17 protein-coding genes are annotated in these 19,886 nt (G+C 52.7%); 8 read left to right on the forward strand and 9 right to left on the reverse strand.

Annotated elements, in window-relative coordinates:
* Positions 1-46 precede the first annotated feature (46 nt).
* A complete protein-coding gene (gene selD, locus JIF53_RS07895) occupies positions 47-1,084 on the reverse strand; it encodes a selenide, water dikinase SelD (protein ID WP_199452199.1) in 1,038 nt (345 codons plus the stop codon).
* Positions 1,085-1,273: 189 nt separating this feature from the next.
* Here selD and JIF53_RS07900 point away from each other — a divergent pair, with 189 nt between their 5' ends.
* The 3 genes from JIF53_RS07900 to JIF53_RS07910 are packed head-to-tail and all read left to right on the forward strand — an operon-like array spanning position 1,274 to position 4,063.
* Positions 1,274-1,522 (forward strand): helix-turn-helix domain-containing protein, encoded by a 249-nt coding sequence (locus JIF53_RS07900; protein WP_199452200.1) that lies wholly within the window; start codon positions 1,274-1,276, stop codon positions 1,520-1,522.
* Between the two features lies 1 nt (position 1,523).
* Entirely contained in the window at positions 1,524-2,834 is a 1,311-nt protein-coding gene (locus tag JIF53_RS07905; protein ID WP_199452201.1) for a type II toxin-antitoxin system HipA family toxin, read from the forward strand.
* 56 nt (positions 2,835-2,890) lie between these two features.
* Positions 2,891-4,063 (forward strand): trans-sulfuration enzyme family protein, encoded by a 1,173-nt coding sequence (locus JIF53_RS07910; protein ID WP_199452202.1) that lies wholly within the window; start codon positions 2,891-2,893, stop codon positions 4,061-4,063.
* 13 nt (positions 4,064-4,076) lie between these two features.
* On the opposite strand, the gene JIF53_RS07915 is transcribed toward JIF53_RS07910, so the two are convergent.
* A complete protein-coding gene (locus JIF53_RS07915; protein WP_199452203.1) occupies positions 4,077-4,880 on the reverse strand; it encodes an SDR family oxidoreductase in 804 nt (267 codons plus the stop codon).
* Positions 4,881-5,088: 208 nt separating this feature from the next.
* Between JIF53_RS07915 and JIF53_RS07920 the strand changes: the two genes are divergently transcribed.
* The 3 genes from JIF53_RS07920 to JIF53_RS07930 all read left to right on the forward strand — a co-directional run bounded on the left by JIF53_RS07920 (position 5,089) and on the right by JIF53_RS07930 (position 7,437).
* Positions 5,089-5,529, forward strand: a complete 441-nt coding sequence (locus JIF53_RS07920) for a methylglyoxal synthase (protein WP_153740341.1) — start codon at positions 5,089-5,091, stop codon at positions 5,527-5,529.
* 77 nt (positions 5,530-5,606) lie between these two features.
* Positions 5,607-6,350 carry a hypothetical protein gene (locus JIF53_RS07925; protein ID WP_153740342.1) on the forward strand — a complete coding sequence of 248 codons (744 nt, stop codon included), beginning with the start codon at positions 5,607-5,609 and terminating at the stop codon, positions 6,348-6,350.
* Positions 6,351-6,384: 34 nt separating this feature from the next.
* Complete coding sequence (locus JIF53_RS07930; protein ID WP_153740343.1) at positions 6,385-7,437, forward strand: NAD(P)H-dependent flavin oxidoreductase; 1,053 nt, start codon at positions 6,385-6,387, stop codon at positions 7,435-7,437.
* Here the strand turns inward: JIF53_RS07930 and JIF53_RS07935 are convergent.
* Together JIF53_RS07935 and JIF53_RS07940 are read right to left on the reverse strand one after the other, a co-directional pair.
* Positions 7,434-7,949: a class I SAM-dependent methyltransferase gene (locus JIF53_RS07935; protein WP_228285503.1), complete on the reverse strand. Its 516-nt coding sequence runs from the start codon at positions 7,947-7,949 to the stop codon at positions 7,434-7,436. The genes JIF53_RS07930 and JIF53_RS07935 overlap by 4 nt on opposite strands.
* Before the next feature lie 124 nt (positions 7,950-8,073).
* Positions 8,074-8,562: a very short patch repair endonuclease gene (locus JIF53_RS07940; RefSeq protein ID WP_153740344.1), complete on the reverse strand. Its 489-nt coding sequence runs from the start codon at positions 8,560-8,562 to the stop codon at positions 8,074-8,076.
* A 73-nt stretch (positions 8,563-8,635) separates the two neighbouring features.
* On the opposite strand from JIF53_RS07940, the gene JIF53_RS07945 reads away from it, so the two are divergent.
* On the forward strand, positions 8,636-10,225 hold the full coding sequence (locus tag JIF53_RS07945) for a DNA cytosine methyltransferase (protein WP_153740345.1): 1,590 nt from the start codon (positions 8,636-8,638) through the stop codon (positions 10,223-10,225).
* A gap of 57 nt (positions 10,226-10,282) precedes the next feature.
* Here JIF53_RS07945 and JIF53_RS07950 read toward each other — a convergent pair whose 3' ends face one another.
* From JIF53_RS07950 to JIF53_RS07970, 5 genes are all read right to left on the reverse strand, one after another.
* On the reverse strand, positions 10,283-12,349 hold the full coding sequence (locus tag JIF53_RS07950; protein WP_153740346.1) for an AIPR family protein: 2,067 nt from the start codon (positions 12,347-12,349) through the stop codon (positions 10,283-10,285).
* Positions 12,342-13,310 (reverse strand): PD-(D/E)XK motif protein, encoded by a 969-nt coding sequence (locus JIF53_RS07955; protein ID WP_227548858.1) that lies wholly within the window; start codon positions 13,308-13,310, stop codon positions 12,342-12,344. Before JIF53_RS07955 ends, JIF53_RS07950 begins: the two co-directional genes overlap by 8 nt.
* Positions 13,291-16,041 carry a Z1 domain-containing protein gene (locus JIF53_RS07960; protein WP_153740347.1) on the reverse strand — a complete coding sequence of 917 codons (2,751 nt, stop codon included), beginning with the start codon at positions 16,039-16,041 and terminating at the stop codon, positions 13,291-13,293. The genes JIF53_RS07955 and JIF53_RS07960 overlap by 20 nt, the downstream gene beginning before the upstream one ends.
* 1 nt (position 16,042) lies before the next feature.
* Positions 16,043-17,563: an ATP-binding protein gene (locus JIF53_RS07965; RefSeq protein WP_153740348.1), complete on the reverse strand. Its 1,521-nt coding sequence runs from the start codon at positions 17,561-17,563 to the stop codon at positions 16,043-16,045.
* A gap of 568 nt (positions 17,564-18,131) precedes the next feature.
* On the reverse strand, positions 18,132-19,043 hold the full coding sequence (locus JIF53_RS07970; RefSeq protein ID WP_199452204.1) for an ROK family protein: 912 nt from the start codon (positions 19,041-19,043) through the stop codon (positions 18,132-18,134).
* Between the two features lie 210 nt (positions 19,044-19,253).
* Between JIF53_RS07970 and JIF53_RS07975 the strand changes: the two genes are divergently transcribed.
* On the forward strand, positions 19,254-19,886 hold the full coding sequence (locus JIF53_RS07975; protein WP_114433333.1) for an HPP family protein: 633 nt from the start codon (positions 19,254-19,256) through the stop codon (positions 19,884-19,886).

Below are 19,886 nucleotides of genomic sequence, written 5' to 3' on the forward strand. Positions count from 1 at the left end.
AAGCCGCAGCGGAGCAATTCCGATGCGGCTTTATATTTCGCCGGGCTCAGTCTTCGATAAACACCAGGCTTTCATCGGAGCCCGCGGCTTCCAGGCGCCCCAGAGGCTGCAGATCCAGCCCATGCTCTCGGGCGATGGCCTCAAAGGCCTCCCGACTCGCTTCAGCAACACTGACCATCAAACCACCGCTTGTTTGCGGATCACAGAACAGCAGTTTGTCAGCGTCGGTCATACCGGCAATCGCCTTGCCGAAGGCCGCAGCGTTTCGGTGGGTACCACCAGGGATGCAATCGGCATCAATATAGGGTTTCAGGTTTGGCAGCACCGGCACGGCCTTGCGGCTAACCGTGGCCTTCAGCCCGCTACCCCGGCAGATTTCCAACAGATGCCCGGCAAGACCAAAACCAGTGACATCAGTCATGGCATTGACACCGTCCACCTCGGCAAACGCTTCCCCAACCTTATTAAGGGTCGCCATGCTCTCCACCGCCACGGCCAGATCTTCCGGGGTAACCTTACCTTTCTTGGAAGCACTGGTGAGAATGCCAACGCCCAGTGGCTTGGTGAGATACAACAGATCGCCCGCCTTGGCGGTGTCATTGCGGATAATACGGTCAACAGCCACCTGGCCGGTTACTGCCAGCCCGAAAATCGGCTCCGGTGAGTCAATGCTGTGGCCACCAGCCAGGGCAATACCCGCCTCGGCACACACTGCGCGCCCACCATCGATCACCTTGGCGGCAATTTCCGGTTCCAGCTCATTGACCGGCCAGCCCAGAATCGCGATGGCCATCACCGGCTTTCCGCCCATAGCATAGACGTCACTGATGGCGTTGGTGGCAGCAATGCGGCCGAAATCAAACGGGTCGTCCACAACCGGCATAAAGAAATCGGTGGTACTGATAATGCCAAGGCCGTTACCCACATCGGCAACTGCGGCATCATCGCGGCTGCTGTTGCCCACCAGCAGTCGCGGATCGTGAAATTCCGGGGCATCCGTGTGAAGGATGCGGTCCAGAACGTCCGGAGCAATCTTGCAGCCACATCCGGCACCGTGGCTGAACTGAGTCAATTTGATGGACAAAGCGTCTTCCTTCTTTCGGTTGAGCAAGTCTGTTATCGTCAGGATACGCAACAGTCTACAATGCAGCTCACCTCCCGGCCACCAAATACCCGAAAGCCCAACTTCTGAAAACTTATCCCCGATAAAGGATAAATAGACTTTATCCGCCCGAGGGTATAATGTTTACAAAATCCTTTGCAGGGGATAGACGTGAAAATCACTTCACCAGAAATGTTGGCGCAAGCCCTGAAGAATATCCGGAAAGAGCGTCAACTCAGCCAAAGCACGGTTGCGGATAGTGTTGGCGTGAAGCAGGCGACCATATCTGGATTTGAGAACAGGCCGGAAGCATCCCGGGTAGAAACCCTTTTCAAACTGCTTACAGCCCTTGACCTGGAACTGCATTTGAGTGAGCGCAACTCAAAACAAGCTGAGTCCGGTTGGGATCAGGAGTGGTGAAATGTCACAACTACTGGTAGCGCTAAACGGGATAGAAGTTGGTATCCTGGAAAAGGCTCGCTCAGGAGCAATGACCTTTCAATATCTCCGGGAGTGGGTAAACCGACCTGGTGCCCGTGCCATTTCACTATCTTTACCGCTCACCCTTTCGCCTTACAAAGGCGAAAGGGTGTATAACTTCTTCGATAACCTGCTACCAGATTCCGATACCCTTCGAACGCGTATGCAGGCCCGATTTCGTGTCGCCAGCAACCATCCATTCGATCTACTCGCCAGCGTTGACAGAGACTGCATAGGCGCCATCCAGCTCTATCCCAATGGGACGACGCTTCCATCCACTGAACAAACCGTAGCGATACCACTCAGCAACCAAGAGATCGAACACCTTCTGGAGGGCTACCAAGATGCCCCTCTGGGCATGAGCAAGGATCACGATTTCCGCATTTCTCTGGCCGGTGCGCAGGAAAAAACCGCATTATTGTGGCACCAAAACCAGTGGCAACTTCCACAGGGAGTAACCCCCACCAGCCACATATTCAAACTACCGATTGGTTTTCTGGAGCACAGCAACATAGATCTGCGCGACAGCAGCGAAAACGAGTGGCTCTGTCTCCAGATTCTGAAGGCCTTTGGACTGCCCACCGCCAATGCGGACATTGCGCACTTTGGTCGCAAAAGTATCCTGATTGTTGAACGTTTTGACCGGAAATGGTCCAGCGATGGCTCGTGGCTTATGCGCTTGCCGCAGGAAGATTTGTGCCAGGCATTGGGAGTCCCGCCCGCCCTTAAATACGAAAGCGATGGCGGCCCCGGCATTCAGCAATGCATCAAGCTGCTGGAAGGCTCCCAGAATGCCCGTCACGACCGGGAAACCTTCTTCAAAACCCAGCTAGTGTTCTGGCTACTTGCCGCCATCGACGGACATGCAAAGAACTTCAGCCTGTTCATTGAGCCTGAATCGGCCTACCGAATGACGCCACTCTACGATGTCATATCAGCCTTTCCACTCATGGCAAAAGGAAGCTTGCCGCCGGCAAGGATCAAAATGGCCATGTCGCTAAAACGCCGCAGTCGCCACTATCATTGGAGCAGAATGCTTACCCGACATTTCCTGTCAACGGCAAAGGCCACCGGCTTTTCGCCAAAGCGGGCTACAGCCATAATGCAGGAAACGGCAGCCAACACTGATAGCGTCATCGAATCCGTCAGCGCATTACTACCCACAGAGTTTCCCGACAAAGTCGCCGGTCCAATTTTCGCAGGTCTCAGGGAACAAGCTCAGAAACTGTTGTCGGACCAAAAGACATTTTGAGTCACAAAATGTCCGCGGCTCCATCCAATACAATTCAGCGACGAACAGGAACCACCATGACCACCCCAGACAACCAAGGCCCCGCTACCCGCATCATCCACAATCGCCGCCATAAGGATGCCTTCGGCAGCCCCTACTCGCCGGTTTACAACACCACCACCTACCGGTTTGAAAACACGGCAGACTTGCTGGATGTGATTGAGGGGCGAAGCGACGGTAACCTGTACACTCGCTGGGGCACCAACCCGAGCATCCAGGAACTGGAACAGGGACTGGCCGGGCTCGAAAATGCTGAAGCAGCACTGGGGTTTGCGTCCGGCATGGCGGCAATTTCGGCAACCCTGCTGGCCCATGGCCGTAATGGAATTGTGTGTGTAGGCGATCTGTATGGGGGCACACAGGAACTACTGAAGAATCACTGCCAGGCGCTGGGCATTCCAGTGACCTTCCTGTTCCGTGAAGAGCAGGACCAACTGGCGGAAACACTTAACGAACCGGGCAAGCTGGTCTATTTCGAAACCCCGGCCAACCCGAACATGGCGATCCTGGACATTCGCACCATCGCTGAAACGGCCCACCAGCACGGCGCGCTGGTGGCGGTGGACAATACGTTCGCCAGCCCCATCAACCAGAAACCGCTGGAACTGGGCGCAGACCTCGTCTTGCACAGCGCCACAAAATACCTGGGTGGCCACAGCGACCTGACCGCCGGTGCCCTGATGACCTCTGCAAGCCTGGCAAAACCCGTGGTCGCCTGGCGCAAGAACCTGGGCCAGCTGATTGCCCCGGAAACCGCTGCCCTGCTTTCCCGCAGCCTGCGCACGCTGCCATTACGAGTCCGCCAACACAACGAAAACGCCATGGCCGTTGCTCAAGCCATGGAACAACATCCGAAAATCACCAAAGTACACTACCCGGGCCTGCCTTCATTCGAAGGCCACGAACTGGCGAAACGGCAGATGACCGGCTTCGGCGGCATGCTCAGTATTGAAGTGAAGGGTGGCCAGCAGGCAGCCGAAAAAGTGGCGGATTCCCTGAACGTCTTTCTGCTCGCTACCAGCCTGGGCGGCGTAGAAAGCCTGGTAAGCCAACCAAGCGCCACCAGTCATCACGGCCTGAGCCGGGAAGAACGCCTCAAACGGGGCATTGGCGATGGCATGCTACGCCTGTCCGTTGGCCTGGAGGATGCGGAAGACCTGATCGCCGACCTTAATCAGGCACTCTCCTGAGGTTTGGATCGCTTCATCGGCTCACCAGAAAGTCGGCAAACTTGCGGGTAAGCGTGCCAGGCAAAAGCTTGTTCGTGAACCAGAGCCCCCTGGCCCGCCAACCCGGGATAATCATAAACCGGCGGCGATCGATACCTTTACGTATTTGCGCCACAGCAACTTCCAGAGGCAAGGTGCCGGCCATCAGCTTCAGCGCTTCGGTTTGCCTGGGGCGGTTCAGGCGCTCAGCCTCCACCATTGGCGTTTCCACTTCCGGAGGGCACACCACAGACACATCAATGCCCCGGCTAGCCAGTTCGATCCGCAACACCTCGGCAAGCCCCACCACGCCATACTTGGAGGCACAGTAGGCGGCGTACCCGTAACAGCCCACCAATCCGGCCATGGAAGCAACCATCACCAGGTGCGCACCCGCTTTCATATGGGGCAGCACGCCAGCCACCACATTGCGTGAGCCCACCAGGTTGATGTTAATCACCCGGGCATAGGCATCGTCGTCTATGGCTTCGAAATCGGCCGCAATGGCAATACCCGCGCAATGAATAACCAGGTCTGGCGGTGAAGACTCCGCCGCGGATGCAAAGGCCTCTCTCACTCCGCCCGGTTTGGTTACGTCCATGGCAAACGCTCGAACGGATTCCGGCCCGGCTATGGCCGCCAACGCCTGCACAGCGGATTCCGTGGGCTGAATATCGAACAGGGTAACCGCCGCTCCTGAACGCAGGTAAGTCTTTGCCAGTTCAAGGCCAATACCACTGGCACCACCGGTGATGTAAACCTGCCACTCAGAATTTTTGTGTGCCTTACCACCCTTCATACCGCACGCTCCGAAAATCGTTGTTATCCCGCCAGCCTACGCAAGACCACCAGAATCCTCCATGCCTTCAATGCCGGCCAATGCCCCGCGTTTGGCTATTGACGCAACGGGGGGCCGGCGTGATGCCGCCATCGTCCTATTTCCCGGGCCACGCGTTTATGAAACACTCTACCCCTTTCACGGACTCTCACAGAACAAAGGACGCAACATGGCCGTAAAATCCGTTGCCCTGGTGGCGCACGACAACAAGAAAAAGGAACTTGTGGACTGGGCGAACGAAAACCGCACCCGGCTTGCCCCGCTGCGCTTGTACGCCACCGGTACCACCGGCCGGCTACTGAGTAAAAGCCTCGGGCGCAAAGACCTCAACTGCCTGCTGAGCGGGCCTTTGGGCGGCGACCAACAGATCGGCGCCAAGATTGCCGAGGGCGAAATCGACCTGCTGGTGTTTTTCTGGGACCCTCTCGAACCTCAGCCCCACGACCCGGACATCAAGGCCCTGCTGCGCATAGCCGCCCTCTGGAACATCCCCGTCGCCTGCAACCGGGCCACCGCAGAGTTCGTGCTGACCTCCGCCTATATGACCGACGACCAGCACCAACCACAGAAACCGGACTTCACCGAATACACCGGGCGCAAAGTTCAGTAACCGAAAAAAAACAGGCATAGACAAGAATTGGAACTAGTATGTCGATAGGCCCTTCAATGGAGCAGAGGGGGAATAGCGTGCACCTTAAAAACCTGTTTTGTGCAGGGATTCTGGCCGGACTCAGCCAATTACCCGCTGCGCTCGCCGCGAGCGAGCGACCAGACGAAGTGCGCATTGCCGTTATAGACGACGTGCCCAGCACCACCGCCGCGGTCCAGATACTGGAAACCGCTTACCAGCGGCTGGACATCAACATGACCACCTTGGTCGCCCCTTCTCGCCGGGCGTTGCTGATGGCGGATACCGGCAACCTGGACGGCGACCTGTTCCGCATAGAAACCGTGGCCGACGGCTATCCGAACCTCGTCAGAGTGGGTTTTCCACTACTCAAGGGCAAGTTTCACGTGGTGGTGCGTAACCGGGAAATCCAAGAACTGCCCGAATCCCACGCAGACGACCCACTGAAAGTGGCCGTGCGCCGGGGCGTAATAATCGCCGAAAATACCGCCAAAGCGTTGGGCATGGAACCCATTCACGCGGAAAGCTATGAACAGGTCCGAACCCTGCTTGAAATGAGACGGGTCGACTTGGCCTTCGTGGCCAGCATCGAAGGCATTACACCCCTGGCAAACGCCGACTGGCACCACCTGCACATACTACCAGAGCCGGTGGCCACCTTTACCCTCCACCACTACCTTAATCGCCGCCATGCAGGGCTTGCCGAGGAACTTGCCGAGGTATTGGCGCAACTGGAACAGGAGGGAGTGAGGGGCCAGATACTCAGAACCGTTCGGGGCAAACAAAGGGACGGAGAATGGTAAAGCGCCGCCGCACAGAATCTGGAGAATACGCAAAATGACAGCATTAAATAGCCATGCTTTTCTGGCATCGCTGGGTATCAAAACCCCCATCATCCAGGCCCCCATGGCCGGTGTTCAGGATTACCGCCTGGCGGCGGCCGTCTCCAATGCCGGCGGCCTGGGTTCTCTGCCCTGCGCCATGCTCGGCCCGGATGCATTGAAAGCAGAACTTGAGGCACTGAATGAGGCCACCCATGGCCGCCCCTATAACCTCAATTTCTTCGCCCACACACCACCCAACCCGGATGACCAGCAGGAGGCCAGGTGGCGACAGGCTCTCGCTCCCTATTACAAAGAATTCGCAATCGATCCAGCCACCATCAGCAACGGCCCCGGCCGCATGCCTTTCAATGACGAATCCGCTGCCATTGTGGAAGCCTTCCGCCCGGCGGTGGTGAGCTTTCATTTCGGGCTACCAGAGCCGGCATTGCTGGATCGAGTCCGGCAAGCCGGGGCAAAAATACTCTCAACCGCCACAACCGTAGAGGAAGCCATCTGGCTGGAACAACACGGTGCAGACGCCGTTATCGCCCAAGGGCTGGAAGCCGGCGGCCATCGCGGGATTTTTCTCACAAAAGACATGACCACACAAATGGGCACCTTCGCCCTGTTGCCACAGATTGTGGGCGCCGTGAACATTCCCGTTATCGCTGCCGGCGGCATTGCCACGGCAGAGGGTGTTCAAGCGGCGTTGAAGCTTGGTGCCGTTGCAGCACAGATCGGTACTGCCTTTATGCTATGCCCGGAGGCAACCACCCGGCCCCTGCACCGGCAAGCACTCAAAAGCCCGCAAGCCAGGCATACCGCACTCACCAACCTGTTCTCCGGCGGCCCGGCAAGGGGCATTGTGAACCGGGTAATGCGAGAACTCGGGCCGATTTCAGATTTCGCGCCGGCATTTCCACTGGCAACCAACGCCATCGCGCCGCTCAGGGCAGCGGCTGAAGCGGCGGGCTCCGGCGATTTTTCGCCGTTGTGGAGTGGGCAGAATGTGAGTGGGTGCAGGGAGGTTTCGGCGGGGGAGTTGGTGAAACAACTTGTGCTTTAGCTGGAAGGTTTGTCTGCAGCCAGGTAAACGGCGGTTTCCCACCACACATCGGAACGGTTTAACTGATCGGCCCGAGGTGAATCCGCCAAAGGCACCGACATAACCGCGCCACGAAGAGCAAAGCTGTCCAGCTCGGCCTTCGTTACTTCATAAAACTGCCGTTCACCATCCCCCGGCCCATGGCGCAGCGTGATCACCAGCATGCCGGACGGCGCCAGCAGCTCAGTCAGAATCCAGAACGCCCGTTCCCGGTGTGCAGAGGGCAGATGCATCCACACCGCAGACACCAGCACCAGACCAAACCGGTAACTGAGTTTGCGGATCTCGCTCAGATCCGGCAGAGAGTCATCCATCCACTGGATACTGCGATGTGCCGTTGCCGCCTCACCCAAGCGACGCAATTCCGCCGCGGGCTCAACCGCCACCACATCCCAGCCACGCTCTGCCAGGGCAAGTGCATCTCGTCCACTGCCGGCGCCCACGTCCAGCGCGAGGCCCGATTTCTTGTCCAAATGAGGGAGCCAATCCTTGTGGGCCTGTTCGAAGGTCAGGGACTGGTATTGAGTGAAGAATTTTTGGGCGTTTTTGTTGTAGGGGGCGGCTGTCATTACGTCCTACTGGTTTATTCTCATTTGGTCAGCCACTGTTGTCAGTAGTGGAACTAGACTGAGTGCGGGAGTGAGGGATATGAACTTCATCTGATTCACTGCAAAGCCAATCCATTATCCTGGTAATGACCTCCGTACAGCGAACCTCTCCTGCTCCTTTAACATCGCACTCCCACAAAATACACAGGCGCCACCCAAGGTTCTTCAACTCAGCCTGATTCCTGAGATCTCTGGCGATATTCCCTTCTATCTTCTCCCGCCAAAAATCCGGACGGGTTTTGGGCCACTTGAACAAGTGACAATCATGGCCATGCCAAAAGCAGCCGTTAATCAGAATCACTGCTCGGTATTTCGGCAGCACAATATCGGGAGAACCGGGCAAGCCCTTACGGTGCAACCTAAACCTGAAGCCGCGTGCATGGAGAGCCTTGCGGATCAAGATTTCCGGTTTTGTGTTCCTGCCGCGAATCCCCGACATCATTCTGGAACGAGTTTGTCGGTCTACGACGTCGACCATCTAACAAATGCCTTCTGGAATTTAGAGCGCTACCTGGTATCCTACTCGCTTACCTGATTTTGGCGAACTCCGCATGACTGACACTATCAAAGTAATCGATCTTTTTGCTGGCCCGGGCGGGCTTGGTGAGGGCTTTTCTGCCTTCAAAACTCCCGATGGAACACACCCTTTCAAGATCGTCGCTTCAGTTGAAAAAGAAGCCAGCGCTCATAAGACGCTTACGCTGCGAGCTTTTTACCGGCAGTTTCTGGGCCGCGGTATTCCGCCCCAATACTATGAATACCTTCGGAGCGGCCATAAAGTCAGCGCCGAACAATTCTTTTCGGAGAAGTTCCCCGAAGAATGGGCTGCGGCAAAACGGGAAACACTTGGTGGTCCCAAAGCTCTGGGTAGTGAAGACCATGATGAGATCTTTCGGATAATTAAAGAACAGATTGATGGCCATAAAGGAAGGAAACTCGTCATCGGCGGCCCGCCTTGCCAAGCCTACTCACTGGTTGGCAGAGCCAGGAACAAGGGCATCAAGGGGTATATTGCTGAAGAGGACCACCGTCACTTTCTCTACAAGGAATACCTGAAGGTTCTCGATCTAGTGCAGCCAGACATTTTCGTGATGGAAAATGTTAAAGGAATTCTGACGGCCAAAGTTAATGGTGAATCAATTTTCGAGAAGATTCGCGAAGATCTCGTTTGTCCTGCCCGCGCGATCAAACCCGATGAGGAAGGAGTAGAGAGGGTCGAATATGAGTTACTGCCCTTTGCTCACCCACTTGAAGGTCATAACCTCTATGGTAGTTATCAGAACAAGGATTTCGTGATCCGTGCTGAGGAATTCGGAATTCCTCAAGCTCGGCATCGGGTGATAGTTCTGGGAGTCCGCAAAGACCTGTTGCCCAAGGAGTTAACTGGCGAACTTCTATCTGACTGGAGACAGGACGTCCAAATTACTGTCGGGGAAATCCTTGCAGATTTACCTACACTCAGGAGTGGGCTATCCAGAACCCAACCCAATGACTCCCAAACATGGAAGGACAACTTTGAAAAAGGATTTCTCAAAGTCTATACAGAACTAGCCTTCTCAACTGAGGCTCAAAATGATGCAAAACACGCATATGATTCTACCACCAGGGAACTGAACCAAGGTGGTAGATTCGTTCCGCTGAAACAAAAGAGTAAAAATCGTTTACCAGAGTATTTGCAGAGGTGGTACGAGGATGAGCACCTACTTGGCTTCGTAAACCACGAGGCCAGAAATCATATGGCCGAAGATCTGCACCGGTATTTTTATGCTAGTTGCTATGCCGCAGCCAAAAATGGCATATCACCGCGCTCACGTGATTTCCCCGAAAACCTCACCCCGAAGCATAAGAACTGGAAGAGTGGCAATTTTACTGACCGCTTCAAGGTGCAAGCAAAAAATCGTGTCGCAAGTACGGTCACCAGTCACATATCAAAGGATGGGCATTACTTCATCCACTACGACCCTTCACAGTGCAGAAGTTTGACGGTTCGAGAAGCGGCCCGCATTCAGACATTTCCCGATAATTATTTCTTTGAGGGGAACCGAACTGAGCAATATGTTCAGGTTGGCAATGCTGTTCCGCCCTTACTAGCTAACTATATTGCAAAAGTTGTTTTCGACCTGCTTAAGGTAAAAAACTGAAGAGGTTTGAGCTCCGAATTTATCAATTAGGAGCTCAAAGTTTTGGTGCAGGTCACATTAATCCGAAAACCCTTCTTCTTTTAATTTTTGGAGTGCGGTCAATGCTACTGCACACTGCCTCTCCGATGGCATCTTTCTCGGAATTGCAGAGCAGGTTTCTAAAACCCCAAGCTCTTTGGGGCTTAGTACTGCTCGCTCACGCGCCCAGTCCCGTGCAACTTTCCAAAACTTACTACCCAAGGTATGGACCTCGATCTCTGCATTCACACTCTGATCCAAGGCAGCCTCAGATTTCGCCTCTTTAGCCCGGCTCTTGGCCGATTCCAAAGAAATGATCACCCGATCGGTTTTTCCCGGATAGACAACTTCTTTTTCCGAGAGCCACTTCCAGCAAATATCCTTTTTAGCCCACTCACTAGCATTTCGAACTCCTGCTGGAGGATTGTTAATAACATCCTGGGCGACCTCCCCGGCTGCTAGAAGCATCGCTTTGAGCTCGGGAGCAATAGCTTGATTCTTCCATACCATGTCAAGATCAATCACATTTCCCTTCTGCATAGCATCATGAACAACTTTGGCTATGCCATAAGTCACAATGTTCGCTCGGTACCCACCTTCGTACCAATCCGCACCGGATACCAGCCTCTCCATCGTTTTAAAAACAATATTCTTTGAAACTAGTCTCTTGTACCAAAGCTCATTAAATACCGAGTCGTCCTTGCCCCATTGTTTACCAATATTCTTCGCAAACTCAGCAAAGTTCTTCTGTGCCCCCCGGCTTACAATATGTGGAAGGCACTCGAAGGTGTTTTCATATTTCGCCAAATCAGTTTTAGTGAAGAACTGCCCGCGAGGATATTCAGCATCAAACTTTTTCCGCTCAGCGGGCGTCCGTCGTCCCCTCTCGTCAGCGTACTGACCGCGGGCTCTTTCATAAAACCACTTCGTTTCACGATAACCATCCTCGCCCGCAGGTGCCAACAACCGCCGCGAATACTCCTCAACCCGAATATGGAATGGATGATTCGCAAAGAAATCTGCTGCATTCACTTTGTTCTGACTATTCGCGTACTCTGAAATCCGAGGAACAACTTCCTCCGATTGACTGCTGGGAACAATCGTCAGCTTCATCTGAACGTGAATCTGATCTAACTGTTCTTCGAACAATTTTTTGGCAGCATGCAGAGAGGCGGTGGTCTGACCACCATTCACGATTTGTAGATTATCTGCCCGCACTAACTCTAACCCAGATTCCGCCTGTTTTAGCTCAATCCCATCAGCTGTTGCACTCAACCCATTGTTATATGAAAAGAACATGTGTGGTTCATCGCGGATCGTATTCCTGATTCCTTGGTTCACTTTGCCCCTCGCCTGGAGGAAGCTGCGAACATTAGCCTCCAAAAGCCTCGGCCCCCACTTCTCATAAACTGCAGCCAGCTGCTTTCCCGGAATAACAGCGAGGTAGCTCTCAAGAGATCCATCTCCTCCAGAAGCTTTCAACAGAGGTATTCCTCCTCCAAAATCTCGTTCAAAGTCAATCTGAAGATCTGCTCGGGCCTGCCCCTGATCCATAAACTGCTTGAGTCGCTTGAGGTCCCAAACACTCAAAGTGATTGGTTTACCATCAATCGGGTCAAGAGATTCTGCATCCGACCTCGCACTAAAGTTGCCATTTGTAGCAATTACGAGTTTGATCTTCTCAATTGCATTCCAACGAGTGGATATAAGGTCGGCCAATCCAAAGCCAGAGCTCGTCTCTTCCAGCTGATCTTTGAAGCCTGGCTTCAGGCTCGATACCAGAAATCGGTAAAGTCGATTCTGCAATTTCTCAATGTGCTGCCTATTCAGCACCCGAATCTCATCATTCAGGCCAAAATCGCAGATCATTAGGGTTAAAACGCCCGAATTCTCGATGGGATCTCCACCATAACCATCTACCTGCATCTGATAGGCTGCATACTTACCCTCATAATATGCCCGGTCTGCCTCATCGACTTCGCCAGCTTCCGATAACAAATCCGCGACTTTTTCAAAAAAAGCCTCTGCAGTTACGAGACCCATTGCATCAGCATCGCCTTGAATATCAGCAATAAGTTGATAGTGAAACTCAAGTAGCTCATTCATTACTCGGGCCATCCTTGATTACTTTAATTAGGTCGGCATTAGTTTCAAAGTTCGAACAGGCCTCGAGAGATAATGAGTAACTCACCATCTCAACGCCAAAAGGAAGCGGCACAGAAACCCGGGGGAATCCGTCCATAATTTCATAAGTTTGGGAGCCGCCAAGGTGCCAACGTCTGTCCGAATAATCATTATCCGGATCATATCCAGTTGCGAAGATTGCTTCTTCCCACTGGTCAAAAGCCGCAACCGAATCCTCGAAATGAGCAGCTGTCATTTTTACATGGTCATGCAAAGTCAGACCATCTGGAGAAATTGCTGAGGAAATATTCCAGACCCTCAGAAAAAGCCTGCAACCCTCAACATCAGCTAACTGCTCCTCGGAGGAAATTGACACGAAGGGTTTTGCCGCGACTCTCCGAGCCTTAACTTCGACACAACAGCCAATAAACTCAAAGTCCTTCGATGATTTTGAAGGACCTTTCCAAGCATCTATTGCTGCTTCAGGGCCGATACCAGAAGCCGCTTCTCTTAGAAACGCCAGCTCACCTACCAAGCCCCGCTGCTCTTCAACTGAAATCCCTCTCTGACTACCTCCTCTCAACAGGTAGTGCCAGCGCTGGGTCCGCTGAACCGCCCTGAGCAGCGCATCTCCAACATTCCCTGCAGCCTCTCCCGCAGCAACAACATCTCTGCATAGAGTCTCGAAAACCTCAATCTGGCTTCGCTCATTCAAGGCGATAACGAACGCCGGCGAAACACCTGCTTTTCGGAACGACAGACTTAGATTTTTAAGCTTGGGAAGCTTAGGAGGTGAGAGTGGGAGTTGAGGAAGTCTTAGCATTAGACCTGGAGTGTTTTTTTCCAACACAACCCAGAAAAAATCGAACTGACCAGCCACACTCACCCGCCGGGCCTCATCATTCGTCAGCTTACTCCATGGATCAGTTGTTGCCGTCATCATCGCTCTCCTGATCCTCATCCTCGTCGTCATCGCCAAACAGCTCTTTGTACCTGACAGCGTTCACCACGTATTCCACAGTTTCTTCAGAATGCAGAGAGCGCGGGAGACTCATTCCCCACCCTACAACCGTTTCACCTGGAACTTGAGTCTGCCCACGAAGTTGCTTTTCGTCGTCTGGTATCTTTGGAGATACGAGATGCAATATGAAAAGCCCTCTTTTTCTTACCTTTCTATATATGTGATCAGGGAAATTAACCTTGCCTTTATCGACTTTACTTTTGTTGATCTCAAGGTAGGCCGATTCGGCCTCAATAATTTCTGCCTCGGAAAGACCAGCTTTTTCTATGCCTCTTGAAGCGAGACGCATACCCTTCCCACTAAACGCCATATACTGCAACTTTGGCTCACCGAGAGTTACGGACCGTTCCGCAGGAATGATAGGCAATCCCAGAGAGTTATCTTCTTCCCCTTGTCGTTTGCTGGTTACCAGCACGTCCCAGTATGCCAACTCGTCCTGAACACGCGCATTAATGTATGCTCGCACGGGAGCCGTGTCTGTCGTGACACTTTGCTCGGCATTCCGCCACCCAACTAAAAATCGGTCAATTTCACGAACAGGGACGTCCCTCCACAAATACCCCCATTTGCTTTGTTCAGAATTAAGCCCAAGGTTCAATACACTCTCAACAAACGACTTCGCGTTGCTCTTATTTTTATAAATATCCTTAGCGGAAATGCTGACCTTCGCTGTCTCAATGAACTGATTAGACAACCCGATCTTTGCCACAACTTTGGAACTCGCGCCCATTTTATTTCTTGCAGTGACTAACAAAGATGCTGGATGACTTCTGACCGCCAACCCAAACATCTTAGGTGTTGCTTTAGCCTTCTCCATAGTCTTCAGTTCATCATGCAACTCTTCTGCGGCTTCAGCAATAAATGCATACCAGTCTATCGCCTCCTCTGGCATCCATATTCTGCAGAGGTCTTCATAACCATCCCTATATCCGAACCAACGTCCCATCTGCATCAATGTGTCATACATCATGGTATTTCGCAGGAACCAGGTGACTGTGAGGCCTTCCAGCGTTAACCCTCTGGATAGCGAGAAGCCACCTACCGCGATAACCGTTTGCCCTCTCTCCACGCTGCGTGTGTAATCAAGATCATTCGCTCTGCTATTAACCTCAACAACCTTCGCTGCGGCAATCGATTCAAGTAAGGCTGCTTGAACCTCTTCCCATTCGAATTCAGTGCCTGAATACTCTGTTTGCCAGACCCTCTTGAGTTCTGATAATTCAGGGTCTGACAATCCTGCATCACCGAGAGAAGCGTTAACTCTCACTGAGTCTTTTATACGATCCAACGCTTCATGAATACGATTTCTCAGTTTGCTTTGCACCGCCGTAAACCGACTAGCGTTCACCAACATTGAGCAATGTGATGACTCCGACCCTCTCAAATCCCTTATTGTTCGGGAGAGCAAGAATGCCCTCAGAGCCGTCAAAAGTGACTTTGGAATCTCATCCAGCTCATGATCAATTTTATGCTTTATCGGAAGAATATCCTCATTATCTTTTATGTATCTCAGCCATTCCGGATCACCATTCTCAGGTATACCGTCAATGAATATTTTTGAAGGACCAAAATAATTGGTAGGCGCATCCAACCCAATAATGAAATCTCTAGGAAACAAATCCTCATTAAACATTTCATCGTCTTCATCAGGATCTATAAATATATTTGCAAACGGAGTCGCAGTATAACCAACATAACAGCTCCGATGAAACATATTCAAAAGATCTCGGATCTGACCATTTATTTTTGTTATCAAATTTTTATTATACGCTGTATTTATGGATGCATTATCCGCTTCATCATCAACAAGAAGCATGGGTTGATCAATCATCTCAAGATCTCCCCGAGCACTATTATCTCGAAGCCAGTCTAAAAGATTCCCTAATGTTCGGTGATTCTTCTTAATCACCAAAACGACCGGAACTTTATATGAATCAATCTCGCTCGTATTCGTTGAGGCAGTTTCTTTGTTAAAGTCTTTAATGGTATTTGTCAGGCTAACCGGGGTTCTGGTGAAATCAAAGTGCCCTACCCCAACTTTATTTCTTCCAGAACCACTTCCTTTCTCTTGCGTCCTGCCCGTGTCACGACCAATGAAGCCCTCATCGATCCTCGCTTGAGTTTGGTTTCTAAGATTATTGTGAATACCGGCAATCACAATGATTAGACGATATCCTGCATCTGCAGCCTTACAAATGAGGCCGGTATAATTCGCAGTCTTTCCGCTTTGAACATGACCAACGACCATTCCACGACGATCCCACTGAACTTGTTTTTCCGGATCACCTAGTCGCCCAAGAATTTTATCAGTGACTTTGTCGGTAGAAGTAACAACATCCCGGGGCAGCCCATTCTGTAACAGAAGCTTCTGATACCTTTGCCAATAGAATGGTTCAATTCTGGCCTTCGCATCGTCTAGCCAAGGTTCAAAGTCATCGCTATCAACGACTGCTCCCAAGCCTGCCTTAATACCCTGCTTTGCCTCTACCTCTCTGGCCATTTGCTCTAACTGATCAGGGCTTAGATCCGGAGCAACAGGAGTTGCAAGGGCTCCAATCAAACTTCGAAGTTCTTCTTCAGTTTTTCGTGGCTGATTAAATAATGCCGATTCTACAACACCAATCAACCGGTCATAGCTACTACTATTATTCACGCTAAGCCCTCGTTTCTGAAAAGTCGGATTGTTCCAAGTAATCTTCGATTATTTTTTTAGCCACGTACCAGTTATCACGCAAAACCGGATGGCTCTGCATTGCGCCAGAAATGGCATCTGCGGGTATACCCGAACCCAGCAGTGCATCGGCCATCGTGAAAACCAGTTGGCGAAGATCTTCTTCGTCAGCATGATCAGCAACTACTGATTCAGCATTACCCACCAGCTCCGCATGCAGCGTTGCTATCGGCAAACCTGACCCGACAATTCTGATACAGCGATAGAACCCTTCCCTCAGGTCATCAGGTAGCTGATCTGCATAGGCTCTAAAGACAGGATGGTCGGAGTTGGGGCGAAAGATAACTTGCCCGTCTTTCTGAACACGGGTCCAAATAGGCTGTGCTGTCTCGTCTACCAGACGTTGCCCACGCTTTCGGTATGTTCGCTTAGACGTACCAACAAAATGCTCAACAATCTTTCTCAGACGCTCCCTCACCTGGGGAGGCAACTGTGCCGAAGCCTTTTTTACATCGATTTTCCAATCAGAATCCATAGTGTTGGGTATATCAACAGCAATCCGGCACAGCTTAGTCAGCTCGGTCTGCCGGGCTAGCCCAAGCCACCCCCCGGATATGATTAGGCGATTCTCCCGATAAATATAAAGACCTTGGGATTTCAAGTGCCCTTCCGGGCCTCCAGCTTCGTCCCACTCTTCACGAGTCATCTTTTTATGATGAGGCAGGGTGTAGCAACGAATCCGCACCTGTCCCTTGCTCAAACCTAAAACTTCTTCCGGGGATTTTTGCGTGGAAGGGTGCCCGGAAGCCATTGGATCTATTGGCTTTAGCTGTCTTCTGTTAAGAAAAATTCTTATCCTCGGATTTCTTCCTTCGAGAAACCGGTGGAACACCAACCTCAAATGGCGCTCAGCCAGACCTATTTCCTCATTCAGGTGGCTCACCCGTTTTACGCGATCGTCCCCATAGCCCCCAATCAGACGATCTAGCTTCTCCCACACAACAACTGTCCCATTTGCCGGCAACAAATCAAGACCGGGTAGGACCGAGTGATCGTCCAGTAGCTCGAGGGACCAGTCATTTCGCTGAGATACCCGATCCAGATCCCAGCGGGCACAGGACACTTTGGAGTTCTGTGATGAAATTACAGTGAGTGATCGGCACTGGGAGAAGCTTGCACTTTTGAGGCCAAGGCCAAATCGTCCAAGATCTTGCGCTGCTCTTTTGTCTGAAGGGTTTTTTGAGCCAAGACGCATAGCTTCGACCAACTCCGCTTCGGACATACCAGAACCATCATCTGCGATGATAATCGAAGGTTCTTCGACGGCGGTGTTTGCTATCAGCTGGATCGTAGTCGATCCAGCTGATATCGAATTGTCGATCACATCAGCCAAAGCTGTTTCAAGGCTATAACCGAAATCCCTGTGACCCTCAATTAGTGAGGCGGCATAAGGGGTTGCATCAACTTCTCGTATTAGCGAGGACTGCTTTACAACTCGATCCATATCACTATCCGCAACCTGTCCGGAAATTTGTTTGCATTAGTGGTTTAGTGTTCCTGGAGCAACCAATCCCTGTTAACGATTCGGGAACACACAAAAGTCAGCCTGCATACTTTTAATTACCTCAATACTGCAAGACATCCCAGGGCATTCCAAGGCTTATGACCATACAAAAGACAGATACTGAGCAATTAGTCTCTTTTATTGCCTCCCCACCCAAAGAATCCTCCCTGCACACCTGCCCCGCTTATCCCGCCAATTGCCTAGTGAATTCTTCCGTCATGTTTGCATGCCATCGGAAGACTCCCAATCGCCAAAGATGTCTTTTAGGTAGCCGGCGCCCGTGCGGTTGTCGTTCCAGTCGCCCAAGGCGTTTTTCTGGTAGGTGCAGTTTTCCTGCGCAGGCAGCCAGCTAGGATCCAGCACCAAGAGCGCCAAGGCCAGGGCTGTTATCAGGTGTTTCGCAATGGTGTTTGCTCACACGGTACGCCCTCCACTGGTTTTACCGTTCTTCCAGCTTAGTCACCGGGGCGACAGGCATTGTCGTGTCGCGGCGTTTTTGTGCGTGGGTTCAGGACTTGGCTAACCAAGCGGCTCCGCGCACTCCACTAGAGTCTCCATGGGCGGCGTTCACAATCGACGTATCACACTCACCACCAAACACATAGCTGGCAAGCTTTCCGGGCAGTTCCCGATAGATCTGTTCAGCATTACTCATGCCGCCACCCAGCACGATGATGTCCGGGTCCAGCACGTTGATAACGGCGGCCAGGCCCCGGGCCAGGTGCTCCAGGTATTGCTGCAGGGTTTCGGTGGCTCGCGGGTCGCCATTTCGGGCGTTTTCAACAATGGTGTGAGCGGGCAGTTGCTGTCCGGTGCGCAGTTTGTGAGTGAGTGACAGCCCGGTTCCGGAAAGAAAGGTCTCGTTGCAGCCGTACCGGCCACAAAAGCAGGGGCGCTGTTGCAGTTCAGTCTCCGGCGTCCAGGGTAACGGGTTATGGCCCCATTCGCCGGCTACGCCGTTAGGGCCGGTCAGCAGCTGGCCGTTCACGCTGATGCCGGCGCCACAGCCAGTGCCCAGTATGGCGGCGAATACCGTGTGATGGTTGCGCCCTGCCCCGTCTGTGGCTTCGGAAAGCGCCAGGCAGTTAGCATCGTTGGTCAGGGTTACCGGCCGTTGCAGGAGTTCACGCAGATGTTGCTGCATGGGCTGGCCGTTCAGCCAGGTGGAGTTGGCGTTTTTAATGCGGCCGGTTTTGCCCGAAACGCTGCCAGGTATGCCTATGCCCACACGTATTCCGCTGGTGCCGGCGTGGGCTTCAGCCTTTTGTACCAGGGCGTGGATGGTTTGCAGGGTGGCTTGATAGTTGCCGACGCTGGTTGGTACCCGTTGGCGGTAATGCTCCTGGCTTTGCCGGTCCATCAGGATGACTTCGGTTTTGGTGCCACCCAGATCAATGCCTATCAGCCAATTGCTTCCCATGCCGCACTCTTTGGTCAACGGTTTCCCAGAAAATACGGTGTTATGAGCGGAAAGGGAACCCGGTATTTTTATGCGCTTTCTTTCTGACAAAAGCTCAGGTTATTCATAAAGCTCTTAACCATTATCGAAAATCCCTGTTTGCCTTGATATTCGTCAGTGCTTATCATCCCGCACCCTTTAACGCACCAATTCAGGGCATGAACAGGCAGTATGGGACGCAGGAACGAACAACTCCGCTGGCAGCTGGCCAAAGGCCTGGTTCAGGCGCTGCACCTGGAGCGCCTGGCGAGCAAGTACAGCCGTACCACGGTGATGGCGGTGTTCAACCTGGTTAATGGCGGGTTCAGTATTGCTTTGGTGTCGTTTGTGGCGCTGGTTACGCAGGAGGCTTTCATTTTCCCCTCCCTCGGTGCCACCGCTTTTATTCTGTTCTATGTGCCCATGGCGCAACCGGCGTCTCCCAGAAATACACTCTGCGGGCACCTGATTGGCGCACTGATGGGCTTGCTGGCTCTGTACATTTTCGGGCTGCAGGGGCAGGCTTCGGCATTCATGACCGGTGTTGATCTGCCCAGGGTGGGTGCGGCGGCGTTGTCGCTGGGGCTTACCAGCTGCCTGATGGTGGTGTTTCGGGTGGCTCACCCTCCGGCCGGTGCCACGGCACTGATCGTTTCCCTGGGCCTGATGCCCAACCCGGCGCAGTTGCCAGTGCTCATGGCGGGGGTGGCGTTGCTGTTGGCCCATGCCTTTGTGATGAACCGGCTGGCAGGTATTCCCTATCCGCTCTGGTCGGCCAGCACGGGTTCCGCTCCCATTCGGCAGCAGGCCCCAGCGGCCGATTGA

It is taken from the genome of Marinobacter sp. bablab_jr008, assembly GCF_016464145.1.
Classification (GTDB): Bacteria; Pseudomonadota; Gammaproteobacteria; order Pseudomonadales; family Oleiphilaceae; genus Marinobacter; species Marinobacter nauticus.